This is a genomic window from Micromonospora sp. HUAS YX12, from assembly GCF_040215685.1.
Lineage (GTDB): Bacteria > Actinomycetota > Actinomycetes > Mycobacteriales > Micromonosporaceae > Micromonospora > Micromonospora tulbaghiae.
The window spans coordinates 5,281,447-5,294,550 of the sequence record NZ_CP157974.1 but is presented as its reverse complement, the minus strand read 5'-3'; the positions used below and the strand labels follow the sequence as shown (position 1 = coordinate 5,294,550).

General features: G+C 76.0%; 16 protein-coding genes. 11 read left to right on the top strand and 5 right to left on the bottom strand.

Going from position 1 to position 13,104, the window contains the following annotated elements; translation table 11 throughout:
• Positions 1-21 precede the first annotated feature (21 nt).
• The 9 genes from ABIH81_RS25260 (at position 22) to ABIH81_RS25220 (ending at position 5,473) form a co-directional block, all read left to right on the top strand.
• Complete coding sequence (locus ABIH81_RS25260; RefSeq protein ID WP_349877362.1) at positions 22-474, top strand: cysteine dioxygenase family protein; 453 nt, start codon at positions 22-24, stop codon at positions 472-474.
• Positions 475-512: 38 nt separating this feature from the next.
• Entirely contained in the window at positions 513-1,004 is a 492-nt protein-coding gene (locus tag ABIH81_RS25255) for a rhodanese-like domain-containing protein (protein WP_349877361.1), read from the top strand.
• A gap of 54 nt (positions 1,005-1,058) precedes the next feature.
• A complete protein-coding gene (locus ABIH81_RS25250; RefSeq protein WP_349877360.1) occupies positions 1,059-1,631 on the top strand; it encodes a winged helix-turn-helix domain-containing protein in 573 nt (190 codons plus the stop codon).
• 292 nt (positions 1,632-1,923) lie between these two features.
• Positions 1,924-2,535, top strand: coding sequence for a winged helix-turn-helix domain-containing protein (locus tag ABIH81_RS25245; protein WP_123110435.1), 612 nt, complete (start codon positions 1,924-1,926; stop codon positions 2,533-2,535).
• A gap of 98 nt (positions 2,536-2,633) precedes the next feature.
• A complete protein-coding gene (locus ABIH81_RS25240) occupies positions 2,634-3,263 on the top strand; it encodes a uridine kinase (protein ID WP_349877359.1) in 630 nt (209 codons plus the stop codon).
• Between the two features lie 182 nt (positions 3,264-3,445).
• Entirely contained in the window at positions 3,446-3,844 is a 399-nt protein-coding gene (locus ABIH81_RS25235) for a TraR/DksA C4-type zinc finger protein (protein ID WP_349877358.1), read from the top strand.
• Positions 3,845-3,891: 47 nt separating this feature from the next.
• On the top strand, positions 3,892-4,761 hold the full coding sequence (locus tag ABIH81_RS25230; protein WP_349877357.1) for a DUF72 domain-containing protein: 870 nt from the start codon (positions 3,892-3,894) through the stop codon (positions 4,759-4,761).
• Positions 4,762-4,856: 95 nt separating this feature from the next.
• Positions 4,857-5,039 (top strand): hypothetical protein, encoded by a 183-nt coding sequence (locus ABIH81_RS25225; RefSeq protein WP_349877356.1) that lies wholly within the window; start codon positions 4,857-4,859, stop codon positions 5,037-5,039.
• Between the two features lie 5 nt (positions 5,040-5,044).
• Positions 5,045-5,473, top strand: coding sequence for a DUF2267 domain-containing protein (locus ABIH81_RS25220; RefSeq protein WP_349877355.1), 429 nt, complete (start codon positions 5,045-5,047; stop codon positions 5,471-5,473).
• Here the strand turns inward: ABIH81_RS25220 and ABIH81_RS25215 are convergent.
• Together ABIH81_RS25215 and ABIH81_RS25210 are read right to left on the bottom strand one after the other, a co-directional pair.
• On the bottom strand, positions 5,458-6,267 hold the full coding sequence (locus ABIH81_RS25215) for a DUF72 domain-containing protein (protein ID WP_349877354.1): 810 nt from the start codon (positions 6,265-6,267) through the stop codon (positions 5,458-5,460). The two genes, ABIH81_RS25220 and ABIH81_RS25215, sit on opposite strands and share 16 nt — an antisense overlap.
• Positions 6,268-6,276: 9 nt before the next feature.
• The gene (locus tag ABIH81_RS25210; RefSeq protein WP_349877353.1) at positions 6,277-7,020 is read right to left on the bottom strand and encodes a PIG-L deacetylase family protein; all 744 of its coding nucleotides are present in this window, start codon (positions 7,018-7,020) and stop codon (positions 6,277-6,279) included.
• Between the two features lie 187 nt (positions 7,021-7,207).
• On the opposite strand from ABIH81_RS25210, the gene ABIH81_RS25205 reads away from it, so the two are divergent.
• Positions 7,208-7,510 carry a hypothetical protein gene (locus ABIH81_RS25205; protein ID WP_349877352.1) on the top strand — a complete coding sequence of 101 codons (303 nt, stop codon included), beginning with the start codon at positions 7,208-7,210 and terminating at the stop codon, positions 7,508-7,510.
• Positions 7,511-7,513: 3 nt separating this feature from the next.
• Positions 7,514-8,806: a cupin domain-containing protein gene (locus tag ABIH81_RS25200; RefSeq protein ID WP_349877351.1), complete on the top strand. Its 1,293-nt coding sequence runs from the start codon at positions 7,514-7,516 to the stop codon at positions 8,804-8,806.
• Between the two features lie 80 nt (positions 8,807-8,886).
• Here the strand turns inward: ABIH81_RS25200 and ABIH81_RS25195 are convergent, their stop codons facing one another.
• From ABIH81_RS25195 to ABIH81_RS25185, 3 genes are read right to left on the bottom strand one after another with little or no spacing between them, the layout of a single operon-like run.
• On the bottom strand, positions 8,887-9,558 hold the full coding sequence (locus tag ABIH81_RS25195) for a hypothetical protein (protein WP_349877350.1): 672 nt from the start codon (positions 9,556-9,558) through the stop codon (positions 8,887-8,889).
• Positions 9,555-12,227 (bottom strand): FtsK/SpoIIIE domain-containing protein, encoded by a 2,673-nt coding sequence (locus tag ABIH81_RS25190; protein ID WP_349877349.1) that lies wholly within the window; start codon positions 12,225-12,227, stop codon positions 9,555-9,557. The genes ABIH81_RS25195 and ABIH81_RS25190 overlap by 4 nt, the downstream gene beginning before the upstream one ends.
• Entirely contained in the window at positions 12,220-13,098 is an 879-nt protein-coding gene (locus tag ABIH81_RS25185; protein WP_349877348.1) for a hypothetical protein, read from the bottom strand. Before ABIH81_RS25185 ends, ABIH81_RS25190 begins: the two co-directional genes overlap by 8 nt.
• Positions 13,099-13,104: the final 6 nt, after the last annotated feature.

Here is a 13,104-nt window from a genome sequence, read left to right as displayed (position 1 = left end):
CACCGTGAGGACGCACCGCCGATGACCAGCACCGTTCCCGCCGACCTGCTCGCCGTCGCCGCCCGCTGGGCCGACCCGGACGGCTGGCCGGTGCCACTGCGGTTCGAGGCGTCCGAGCGGTGGTACGCCCGGCTGGACGCCGGCGACGCGCACGAGGTGTGGGCGCTGAGCTGGCTGCCCGGACAGGGCACCGACCTGCACGACCACGGCGGCTCGGCCGGCGCGTTCCTGGTGGTGGCCGGCGTGCTCACCGAGGAGACGGTCAGCGGCGGCCGGCTGCGCCCGCACCGGCTCGCGGCCGGCGCCGGCCGGCGCTTCGGCGTACGGCATGTGCACCAGGTCACCAACCGCGGTGACGAGCCCGCCGTCAGCGTGCACGTGTACCGGCCGGCGCTGACCCGGATGACCCGCTACCACCTCGTCGCCGGCCGGCTCCGGGTCGCCGAGGTGGCCCGAGCCGGTGTGGCCTGGTGAGCCGCCCCCGCAACCCCGACGAACGGAAGGACGCCACGATGGCGCAGACCCCCACCCGCACCGAGTGCTGTCCGGTCCCGCCGCCCGGCTCGCGGGGCATCGACGAGATCCTCGCCGCCGCCCGCGCCCGGCTGCGCCGCCTCGACCCGGAGCAGGCCCACCTGGCGTGCCGGGGCGGCGCGCTGCTGGTGGACATCCGCCCGGCCGCCCAACGCGCCGCGCAGGGCATTGTGCCCGGCTCGCTCGTGGTCGAGCGCAACGTGCTGGAGTGGCGCTTCGACCCGCGCTGCGCGGCACGGCTGCCGCAGGCGACCGGCTACGACGTCCCGGTGATCGTGCTCTGCCAGGAGGGCTACACCTCGTCGCTGGCCGCCGCCGCGCTCCAGGACATCGGCCTGCACCGGGCCACCGACGTCGTCGGCGGCTTCGCCGCCTGGCAGATCGCCGGCCTGCCCACCCTCGGTCCCACCCCGCCGACCCGACCCTCGTCCGCCGCGCCCCCGGTCACCGCCGGCGGGGCGCTCCGCTGACCGTCCCGCCGCATCCCCGGCGGGGCGGGGCGACCGCCCGCACAGGAGGCTCCCATGTCCGTCGTCGCCCTCACCACCCGTCCGGCCCGATCGGGCCGCCCCGACCGGGCCGTGCCGCCCCGGCCGCGTACCGCACCGACGCTCACCATCACGCTCGACCTGGGTACCGGGCCGCTGACGCCGGGCCTCGCGCGCCTGGTCGACCTGCTCGACGAACTCGCCGCATCCGGGGAAGGACTGGCCGGACCGGACGACCGCCCGGCCGCCCGTACCGTGCTCGACCTGCGCCGCGGCGACGCGCCCGGCCCCGCGGCGCCCGCCCCCGGCGGCGTGCGCATCCTCACCGGCACCCGGCGCGTCCGCCACGGCGGCGCCGAGATCCCGCTGACCCGCATCGAGTACGACCTGCTGCTGTTCCTCGCCGAACATCCCCGCCGGGTGTTCACCCGCCTGCAACTTCTCGCGAACGTCTGGGGCTACGAACACGCGGTGGCGCGCACCGTGGACGTGCACGTCCGCCGGCTGCGGGCCAAGTTCGGGCCGGACACGCCGCTGGTGACCACCGTGTACGGCGTGGGTTACCGCCTCGCCGACGACGCCGCGATCGTCGTGGACCGCGACGCCTGACCTGGCCCGGACGGCACGCGGTGCACCCGGTCCCGGAGGTGCGCCGCGTTCACGTTCGCGGCTGATCCGCCATTGTGAACCCCCGGGGAGACCCCCCGTACCATCTCGAATCGGTGCTCTGCTGTAATCAACGGGCCTCGCACGCAGAGCGAGCGCACGGCTGCGATGTGTTCGTCAAATGTCACATTCATGCAACGCGGCCGCCCCTTGACCCTCGCAGAGACGCCGGGAAGCATCGATGAAGCGGCGTCCCGGGCCGTGGGGAGATACCCGGACCAGCCCAAGGAGGACCATGTCGGTCAGCCCCGCCTCGTCGCGCGCCGGATGGCATACGTCCCAACCCGCGGTCCCCGGTCGTCCCCCCGGCGGCCAGCGTCGTCCCGCCAACACGGCCGCCGCGCCCATGCTCACCGTCACCCTCAACATCCCCCTGGCCTGCGAGGAGTCGCTCACCCCGGCCGCCCGCCGGCTGCTCGACGCCGCCCGCGAGATGCTCGAACGCGGCGACGCGGTGGTGAGCGCCGGCACCGTCCCGGCCGAGCGCCGGCCCGACGCCGTCCCGGCCGGCCGCGCTCCGGCGCGCCCGCTCGCCCCGACCATCCCGACCCTGCACATCCTCGCGTCGTCCCGGTCGGTGCTGCGGGACGGCGAGCCGCTGCCGCTGACCCGCCTGGAGTTCGACCTGCTGCTGCACCTGGTCGCCCACCCGCGCCGGGTGTTCACCCGGCTGCAACTGCTCAATGCGGTCTGGGGGTACGAGCACGCGGGCGTCCGCACCGTCGACGTGCACGTGCGCCGGCTGCGCGGCAAGGTCGGTGTGGACGTCCCGCTCGTCACCACCGTCTACGGCGTCGGCTACCGGCTCGCCGACGACGCCCGGGTCACCATCGACCGCACCGGCTGACCAGCGGGACCACCACCCGACGACCGCCGCCGGACGGAGCCCCGACCGCCCGGAGCGATCATGTGGTGACCCGCCCGCCCGCGCGGCACGATGGTCCGATGCGCGTGCGTCCGATCAGCCCCGACCTGCTCGTCTCCGAGCTGGCCGAGCGTCTCGCCCGCACCGGCACGCCCGGCCGGCTGCGGGTCGCCGTGGACGGCCCGCCCGCCGCCGGGCCGGACAGGCTCGCCGAGGCGCTCGTCGACCCGCTGCGCGCTGCCGGTCGGCCGGTGCTGCACGTCCGCGCCGACGACTTCCTCCGCCCCGCCTCGGTACGCCTGGAGCACGGCCGCACCAACCCGGATGCGTACTACGAGGGCTGGCTCGACGAGCCGGGGCTGCGCCGCGAGGTGCTCGACCCGGCCGGCCCGGACGGCTCCGGCCGGCTGCTGCCGTCGCTGTGGGACGCCGGCGCGGACCGGGCCAGCCGCGCCGCGTATGTGGATCTGCCGCCCGGCGGGGTGGTCCTGGTCAGCGGCGCGCTGCTGCTCGGCGGCGCCCTGCCGTTCGACGTCACCGTCCACCTCGTGCTCTCCCCGGCGGCGCTCGCGCGGCGCACCGATCCCGCGCTGCGCTGGACCCTGCCCGCCTTCGCCCGCTACGCCGGCGAGGTCGACCCCGCGTCCTTCGCCGACGTGGTGGTCCGGGCCGACGACCCGCGCCGTCCGGCGCTGGTCGAGGCCGCCTGACCAGCGGCTGCGGACTCACCGGAAACACTCAGGAAACAGCCGGTTTGACCCGCCGTGGGCGGGGGTAATCGCCCGGCTCACAGAGCACGGGTGATCTCGTCATCCGCGCTTCCACAGTCGGACCGGGTCCGGGGCGCTGGCCGCCCCGGTCCGGTATGAGGACGTAGGAAAGGCAGGCAGCGATGCTCGTCCACGACACGACAGCCACCGGCCGCTCCCAGGCGGAGGCCGACCAGATCCGGCAGTCCCTGCGGTCGCGGTACGACGAGCTGACCGCCGAGTACGAGCAGACCGTGGCGCAGAGCCAGGTGCTGCGGCTGGTGGAGGTCGGCGACACCGCCGGCGACGACCAGGCCGACAGCGGCACCAAGACCGCCGAGCGGGACACCGCGCAGTCGCTGCTGCGGACCATCCTGGACCGGCGGGCGCAGTTCGAGCACGCGCTGACCCGCCTGGACGAGGGCACCTACGGCTTCTGCGAGGGCTGCACCGCGCCCATCCCGGTGGAGCGGCTGGAGATCTTCCCGTCCGCCACCTCCTGTGTGGCCTGCAAGCAGACCCGGGAGCGGCGGGCGGCCTGAACGCCGTTCCGGTTGCCGGTCGGTTCCCGACGCGGTGGACTGCCCCCATGGGTGAGATAAAGGTGGGCACCGCCTCGTGGACCGACCGGACCCTGCTCGACTCCGGCTGGTACCCGGCGAGCGCCGACACGCCGGAGAAGCGGCTGTCCTACTACGCCCGGCAGTTCCCGCTGGTCGAGGTGGACGCCACCTACTACTCGCCGCCGGCCGAGCGGACCGCCCGGCTGTGGGCCGAGCGCACCCCGGCCGGGTTCACGTTCAACGTCAAGGCGTTCAGTCTGCTGACCGGCCACCCCACCCGCGTCTCCGCGCTCTACAAGGACCTGCGCCCCGAGACCGGCAAGCGCAACGTCTATCCGGACGACCTGCCCGCGCAGGCGTACGAGGAGGTCTGGACCCGGTTCCTGTCCGCCCTCGACCCGCTCGTCGAGGCCGGCAAGCTGGGCGCGCTGCTGTTCCAGTTCCCGCCCTGGTTCACCATCAAGCGGGCCAACAAGCAGTACCTGCTGGAGGTGGCGCGGCGGTGCGCGCCGCTGCGCCCGGTCTTCGAGTTCCGGCACGCGTCCTGGTTCGACGGCGACAACGCCGAGGAGACGCTCGGGTTCCTGCGCGAGCACGAGCTGCCGTTCGTCTGCGTGGACATGCCGCAGGGACACAAGTCGTCCGTCCCGCCGGTGCTGGCGGCCACCGCGGACCTCGCTGTGGTCCGGTTCCACGGGCACAGTGACAAGTGGACCAGCAAGGACATCCACGAGAAGTTCGGCTACGACTACTCCAAGCGGGAACTGCGCGACTGGGCGCCGAAGCTGCGCGAGCTGGCCGGCCAGACCGGGCAGACGCACGTGCTGATGAACAACTGCTACCAGGACTACGCGCAGCGCAACGCCACCACACTCGCCGGCCTGCTCGACGCCTGAGCGTCTCACCCGGTACGGGTGAGGTCCGCTCACCCGCCCCCGGCGCAGCATGGACCGTGGGCGCCGGTTCGGGCGCCGCGACGAGGAGGTGGGTCATGACGGTACGGGTGGTGGCGGACCGACGCCGCGGTGGCGTACTGCACGTGGTCGGCAGCTCCGAGGCGGCACGGCGGGGCGACCGGCCCGGCCGGTTCAGCCCGACCCGGCTGTGGCGGGGCCCCAGCGGTCCGCCGCGCCGCGCCGACGACCGACGCTGGGAGACCGAAGCACGGGGGTGAGCCCGATGGCCGAACAGTTGTTGTCCGCGTTCGAGTCCTCGCTGGACAAGACGAACGTGATCCTCAAGGAGATCGAGTCCGCGTACGGCTGGCCGAAGGAACGGCGCAATCAGTCCTACGCCGCGCTGCGTACCGTGCTGCACCTGTTGCGGGACCGGCTGCCGGTGCAGGAGAGCACCGAGTTCGCCCAGCAGTTGCCGGTGCTGGTGCGCGGGATCTACTTCGACGGCTGGCAGCCGGAGAACGTGCCGATCAAGCTCAACCGTGACGACTTCCTGTACGAGGTGCGCCAGGGCTTCCCGTACGACGTCGAAGGTGGCGCGCAGCGGGTGGTGCAGGTCGTGCTGGACACGCTGCGCCGGCACGTCACCCAGGGAGAGTGGGAGGACGTGAAGGCCACCATGCCGCGTGGCCTGCGTCAGATGATTCCCTGATCCGGCGCCGGACCGGCCCGTCCCGCCCCCTCGGCGGGGCGGGCCGCAGGCGTCCGCGACACCGGCAGCCCGGCCCGCCGGGCCAGCCCGGCGAACGCGACCGCGTCCACGATCGCCGCGCCGCCCGGGTCGTTGTTGAAGTAGACGTACGCCGGCTCGCCGCCGTCGAACGCCCCGGCCAGCCGGCGCACCCAGCCGGCCAGCGCGGCCCGCCCGTAGCGCGGCCACTGCTGCGCCCGGCCCTCGTGCAGCCGCAGGTAACCGAAGTCGGTGGTGCGCCACAGCGGGGTGACCGGCCGGCTGAGCCGGTCCGCCCAGACCAGCGCCGCCCGGTGCCGCTCCAGCACCCGCCGGGTGTCGTCGGTCCACCACGACCGATGCCGCGGCTCCACCGCCACCCGCACGTCGGCGGGGAACCGGCGCAACACGCCGGCCAGCGCGTCCGGGTCGGCGCGCAGCGTCGGCGGGAGCTGCACCAGTACCGGCCCCAGCCGGTCGCCCAGCCCGGAGGCCCGGTCCAGGAACCGGGCCACCGGCTCGGCCGGGTCGCGCAGCCGCTTCACGTGGGTCAGGTAGCGGCTCATCTTCACCGCCACGCAGAAGTCGCCGGGCGTACGCTCCCGCCACGCGGTGAACGTGTCCCGCTCGGGCAGCCGGTAGAACGCGTTGTTCACCTCGACCGTGGCGAACCGCGAGGCGAAGTGCTCCAGCCAGCGCCGCTGCGGCAGCCCGGCCGGGTAGAACCGCTCCCGCCAGTCCCGGTACTGCCAGCCCGACGTGCCGACCAGGAACATCGCCGCGCCCTACTGGAGGTTGATCTGGAAGACCTCGAACGTGGCGCCGAACCGCGCGCCGAGCCGGCTGCCGGCCGGCCGGGCCATGCCCTCCAGGAACTCCTCGGCGTCGAAGCCGCCGTCGCCGAGCCCGCTCAGGTACGCCCCGTGCGCCCGCAGCGACGCCACACCCCGGTCGAACGTGCCGGTCACGTCCACCCCGTGCCGGGCCATCGGCGACCCGGCCGCCCACACCTCACGCACCCGCGACCACGGCTGCGTGCCGTCGGTGAGCTGCTCCGGGAAGATCCACCGGTTGCCGGCGTCGCGGACGGCGTCCAGCGTGGCCCGGCCGCAGGCGATGTGGTCGGCCTGGTTCAACGCGTACGCCCCGTCCCAGGTCTCCCGGAAGTTGTTCGTCAGCACCACGTCCGGCCGGTGCCGGCGTACCACGGCGGCGATCGCCCGGCGCAGCGGCACGCCGTACTCCAGCAGCCCGTCGGGCAGGCCGAGGAACTCGACAGCGGACACCCCGACCACCGCGGCGGAGGCGCGCTGCTCCTCCTCGCGCAGCACCCGGGCGCGCTCCGGCGGCATCCCGTCGATGCCCGCCTCGCCGCTGGTGAGCAGGCAGTAGACGACCTCCTTGCCCTGCCCGGTCCAGCGGGCCACCGCGGCCGCGGCGCCGAACTCCAGGTCGTCCGGGTGGGCCACCACGGCGAGTGCCCGCTGCCAGTCCTCGGTCAGCGGGGTGAGCGGCTCCGGCTGCGTCACGTGCGTCTCCTCGCGTGTCGTCCTCCCGCCATCCTGGCATCCACCCGTCCCGGCCGCTTGCCCCGCGAACCGTCCGTACGGCGGCGTCCGGGCGTCTACGGTGTGGTTAGAGAAGATCGGGCGTGGGGTACCACCCGCTGCACACGGACCCCGGCACCACGCGGGGCGGCACACCGAGGGAGCACCCATGGCATTGAACGACGACGACATCCAGAGCAGCGGCGGCAGCGGCCTGGAGGGCCCGGCCGACGGCGGTGCCACCCCGGGTCAGCACGACGGTGGGGCGGACGGCGGCGCCGAGGGTCCGGCCGACGGCGGCGCGACCCCGGGTCAGCACGACGGTGGGGCGGACGGCAGCGCCGAGGGCCCCGCTGACGGCGGCGCGACCCCGGGTCAGCACGACGGTGGGGCGGACGGCAGCGCCGAGGGCCCGGCCGACGGCGGCGCGACCCCCGGCCAGCGCGACGGCGGCGCCGACGGCAGCGCCTGACACATGAGCACCACGCACGTCGACCCGCCGGGTGGCCACAGCCGCCCGGCGGTTCCGTTCTCCGCGACCGAGGCGCTGGCCCGGTGCGTGGCGGTGGAGCCGGCCAAGTTCGCCGCCGACCACTGGGGGCGCAGCCCGCTGCTGTCCCGCGCCGCCGAACTGCCCAACCCGGACGGCTTCACCGACCTGCTCAGCCCCGCCGGCGCCGACGAGCTGCTCAGCCGCCGCGGCCTGCGTACCCCGTTCCTGCGGGTGGCCAAGGACGGGCAGCTCGTGCCGGCGGCGCGGTTCACCGGCGGCGGTGGCGCGGGCGCCGAGATCGGCGACCAGGTCCTCGACGAGAAGGTGCTGGCGCTGTACGCCGACGGCGCGACGCTGGTGCTGCAGGGCCTGCACCGCACCTGGCCGGCGCTCGTCGACTTCGCCCGCGACCTCGGCACCGCGCTGGCCCAGCCGTTGCAGGTGAACGCCTACCTGACCCCGGCCGGCAGTCAGGGCTTCGCCACCCACTACGACACCCACGACGTGTTCGTGCTCCAGGTGGACGGGCGCAAGCACTGGCGGATCCACCCGCCGGTGCTGGCCGACCCGCTGGAGCGCCAGCCCTGGGGCGGCCGGGCCGACGAGGTCTCCGCGACCGCCGACGGGCGCCCGGCGCTGGACGTCGTGCTCGAACCGGGCGACGCGCTCTACCTGCCGCGCGGCTGGCTGCACAGCGCCCAGGCGCAGGAGTCCAGCTCGCTGCACCTGACCGTGGGCATCCGGGCGCTGACCCGGTACGCCGTGGTCGAGGAGCTGCTCGCGCTCGCCGCCGAGGACGCGCGGCTGCGCGCGAGCCTGCCGTTCGGGCTCGACCTGGCCGACCCGGACGCGATCGAGCCGGAGCTGACCGAGACCGTCGAGGCGCTGCGCGACTGGCTGCTGCGGGCCGACCCGGCGGCGGTGGCCGACCGGCTGCGCGCCCGGGTCTGGCCGGCCTCCCGCCCGGCGCCGATCCGGCCGCTGGCCCAGGCCGAGGCGCTGGCCCGGCTGACCCCGGACAGCGAGGTGGCGGTGCGCGGCGGCCTGCGCTGGCAGCTCTCCCCGGGCGCCGGCGGACGGGTCACGCTGCGCGTGCCCGACCGGACGCTCACACTGCCCGGCACCTGCGAGGCGGCGCTGCGCGCGCTGCTCACCGGCGAGGTGACCCGGGTCGGCGACCTGCCCGGCCTGGACGACGACGCCGACCGCCTGACCCTGACCCGCCGCCTGCTGAAGGAGGCGGTCCTGATCCCCGCCCGACCCGGGCGATCATGAGGGTGACCGGCGGCGCGACGGGCGTGTCGCGCCGCCAACCTCATGATCGACGGCGTGGGAGCCGGCCGGCGGGGCGGCGGTCAGCTCGTGTAGGTCACCGTCAGCAGGAGCAGGGTCGTGACCAGGCCGGAGGCGGCCACCAGGATCATCGGGCGCGGGGTCAGCACCGCGTGGCGGCGGTCGGCCAGCAGCCGGGCCGGCGCCAGCCCGATCACCGGACCGAGCAGCGTCACCACCAGCGCCAGCACCGGCAGGCCCACCGCCAGGTCGCCGCTGGAACCGGCGGCGAGCGCCCGCGCCCCCACCCCCAGCGCGTACGCCACCAGCGCCCCGCCGATGCCGCACGCGACCAGCAGCGGGTTCACCGAGCCGGGCAGCTCGCCCGGCGCCCCGGTGCGTTCCAGCAGCTCCCGGACCGCCCGCAGCAGCGGCACCGGGTCACCGGCGGCGCCGCGTACCGGGCCGGGCGGGTCACCGAGCCGCCGGGCGCCCATGCCCAGCCGGGCCCGCAACTGCGTCCACAGGTGAGTGACCTCGCCGTCGACGCGCTCCACCAGCCGCGACGCCTCGGCCACCTCCGCCTCGGCCTGCCGCACCTGCTCCTCCGCCTCGGCCACCGCCCGGTCGGCGGCGGCCACCTGCTGGGCGTACCAGGTGTGCGCCTCGGCCCGCTGGGCGGACACCCGGGCGGTCAGCTCGGCGAGCCGGCGGATCTGCGCGTGGTACGTGTCACTGGCAACCGGTTCGTTCATCGGGAGGGACCATAAGGGATGATCACCTGTCCGGTGCGGTGCACCGCCCGGTCGAAGTAGAGACCGCGCCACGGCCGGGGATACCAGTCCGGCCCGCCGCTGCCCGGATACAGCGACGAGCCCAGCTCACCGCCCTGCACGTCCAGCGCCACCCAGGCGCCGATCTGGTCCGTGCGCGCGCCCGCGCCGCCCAGGTCGACCCGCATCCGGGCCACCCCACGCCACCAGGCCAGCACGTGCGTACGACGTTCCGGCCCGTCGTGCAGGATCCGGCGCAACTGCTCCAGCCCGGTCCGCGTACCGGCCTTGCCGGCGAGCGCCGCGGCCGCCGCGTCCACCGCGTACAGCAGCAGGAAGTGCGGGGTACGCGCCGCACCCGGCGCGCCCAGCCCGTCACCTGCCTCGGCCATCAGCTCCGGCACCGTCTCCTCGTCGTACCAGGAGGCGTCGCCGGCCAGATCCTCGTACAGGGCGCGGGCGGCCGGGTCGGCGTCGGGGTCGAGGCAGGCGATGGAGAACCGGGCGGTGCCGGGCCGGTACTGCCGGGCCAGCGACCGGGCGGCGGCGTCGAGCACCGCGCACGCCTCGTCCACCCGGGTGCCCAGCACGGCCAGGTTGCGGCCCGGCGCCCGGGGCAGCCGCAGCGCCGCCGAGCGGGCCTGCACGTCGATGATCTCGCCGAGCAGCGCCACCGGGCTGCGCGGCACACCCTGCTCCGGCGCGGTCAGCGCGCGGAAGTCCGGCGCGTCGGCCAGCTTCGGGATCGCGTCGCCGTCGAACAGCCGGGCCGGCGCGGCGTCCTGCGGGCGCATCCGCCACAGCCGGTGCTGAAGCTCGCTCCACGTCTCCCAGTCGCTCGCCGACGGGATCCGGGCCACCTCGTTCCCCTCGGCCAGGCCCGACTCGGCGTTGACGACCGCGTGGTGGCGGGGCAGCGACTGCGCCGCGTCGTTGCGCTCGGCCAGGATGCGCAGCGCCTTCGGCAGCGCGATCCGCAGCGTGAACTGGGCGACGAGCGCGGGCCGCCCCCACAGCGCCTCGATGCCGCGCACGTCCTGCGAGGCGAGCACCAGGTGGATGCCCTGCGACCGGCCCCGCCGGGCCAGGTCCTCCAGCAGGTCGGCGGCCTCCCGGGCGACCACGTCCCGGCCGGCGAGCAGCGCCTGGAACTCGTCGACCACCGCGACGATGCGCGGCCAGTGCCCCTCCGGGTCCACCGCGCGCAGCTCGGCCAGCTTGGTGACCTCGTGCTTCTTCGCCGCGTCGGCGCGCCGGCGCAGCTCCTCGGCGAGGAAGCGCAGCAGCGCCAGGCCGAACTCCCGGTCGGTGTTCACGTTGATGCCGACCAGCCGCATGTGCGGCAGCCAGCTCGGGTCTCGGCGGCCCTGCGCGAACCGGGCGAAGGACACGCCCTCCTTGAAGTCCAGCAGATAGAACTCCAGCTCGGCGGGGGAGTAGCGGGCGGCGAGCGCGCCGATCCAGGCGAAGATCAGGTTCGTCTTGCCGGTGCCCGACGGGCCGCCGATCAACGCGTGCGGCGGGTAGTCGCCGAGCGTGAGCAGCACCTGCCGCCCGTGCGGGCCCTCGCCGATCGGGGCGCTGAGCCCGTGCGCGGAGTCCTCCCGCCAGTACTCGTCCGGCGGCGGGAGCAGGTCGGTGAACGGTGTCGGCGGCGGGCCGGCGGCCACCCGGGAGGCGACGGCGCGGCACGTCTCGGTGACCAGCGCGGGCGGCGGCGGCGCGTCGAGCACCACCGGTAGCCCGGCCACCCGGGCGTCGTCCGGCTCCACGGTGATCCGGGTGACGGTCGGGTCGTCCGGCAGCTCGATGCCGCGGACCACCAGGTGCACGCCGCAGGCGGCCCCGGTGCGTACCACCCGGTCGAGCTGGCCGCGCTCGTGGCGGGACAGCTCGTCGCCGCCGAGCAGCACCGCCACCCGCCACGGCTCCGGGCGGCGCCCGGTGGCGGCGGCCAGCTCGCGCAGCGAACCGTACTCACCGGCGAGCACCGTGGCGTTGATCCGGCGGATCTGCTCCACCAGGTCGTCCAGCAGCCGGCCCAGCCCGCCCGGCCCGACGGACGTGAGCAGCCCGGCCGTGCCCAGCGGCGCGAACCCGGCCAGGCCGCCGCCCAGGTGCTCCGGGTCGTACCCGTAGAGCCGCACCGCGCCCGGGTCGGCCCGCCCGACCGAGCGCAGCAGCAGCGCGGGCACCACGGCGGCGAGCCCGTCCCGGTCGCCGCCGGCCAGGTGCGCGTGCCCGGCGTCCAGGAGCGGGACCAGCGCCGGCACCGGTTCGGCGCCGTCGAGGCGTACCGTGCCGACGCGCAACGCGCCGGGCGGCTCGGACCGGCCGGCGGGCGTGGCCTGCCAGCGGTCCCAGGGCGCGGACGCCGCGCCGGGCGCCTCCCGCTGTGCCGCGGCGGCGGCCCGGCGGGCCAGCTCGGCGAGGCGGGCGGTGTGCCGGGCGTCGATCTCGGCCAGGCGCCGGTCGCGGGCGGCCCCCACCCGGGCGGGCACCGCCGCGGCGGCCCGGCGGGTACGGGCCAGCCGGTCCCGCCCGGCGGCCAGCTCGGCCTCGGCGGCGGTGAGCCGGGTACGGGTGGCGCCCAGGGCCTCGGAGAGCATTCCCCGGACCCGCGTCACCAGTCGAGCGCGGACGTCAGCCACGGGACGGCTCCCGATCGTCGGTGTCCTTGGGCAGGTCCCGGCCGAGCCGGTCGAGCAGTACGCCGGTGAGCACGCCCGCGGTGACCGCCGGGTCGGCCGCGTGCGGCTGCTCCGCGTCGTCGTCGCGGCGCGGCGGGGGCATCCGGCACACCCGGGTCAGCAGCGTGTCCAGCACCGGCCGCGGCAGCCCGGGCAGCAGGTCGCGGACCCGGGAGTCCAGCGCGCCGCGCAGCCGGGGCAGGTCGTCCGCGCGGGGCGGATGGCCGAGCAGCTCACCGGCCAGCTCGCGCAGCAGGGGCGGGGTGATCGCGGCCAGCCCCAGCCCCACGTCGGCGTGCGCCCGGCGCAGCTCGCGGTGCAGCCGGTCCCGGTCGCCGGAGCGGATCCCGGCGACCACCCGGCGCAGCAACTCGTGGGAGTCCTCGACGCGCTCGTCCGGCTCGTCCGGCGCGCCCTCACGGCCGCCGGTCAGCTCCGCCACCCGCACCGCCCACCAGCGCCGCACCGCCGGTTGCTCGCCCGGCTCGGCGGCCGCGCCCGGTGCGGGCGGGATCTCGCCGCGTGGCGTGTCGTGCCGGGGCGGCCGCTCGCCCGGCGGCGCCGGCCGCGCGCCGTCCGGTGCCAGCCCGATCGCGGCCAGGTACGCGGTGAGCTGTTCCTGCGCCACGCGCAGCGCGTAGCCCGCCGTCTCGGCGTGCTCGGTGGCCGAGGACAGCTCCGGCACCCCCATCGGGTCGGACGACTCCTGGCGCACCCAGCGCAGCCGCTCCTGCGCCTGGCCGAGCTTCTCCAGCGCGGCGGCGAGCTGCGCCAGCGGCAGTTCCTCGGCGGCGGCGCGCACCTGCGCGCCGATGTCCTCGACGATGGACACGGCCGG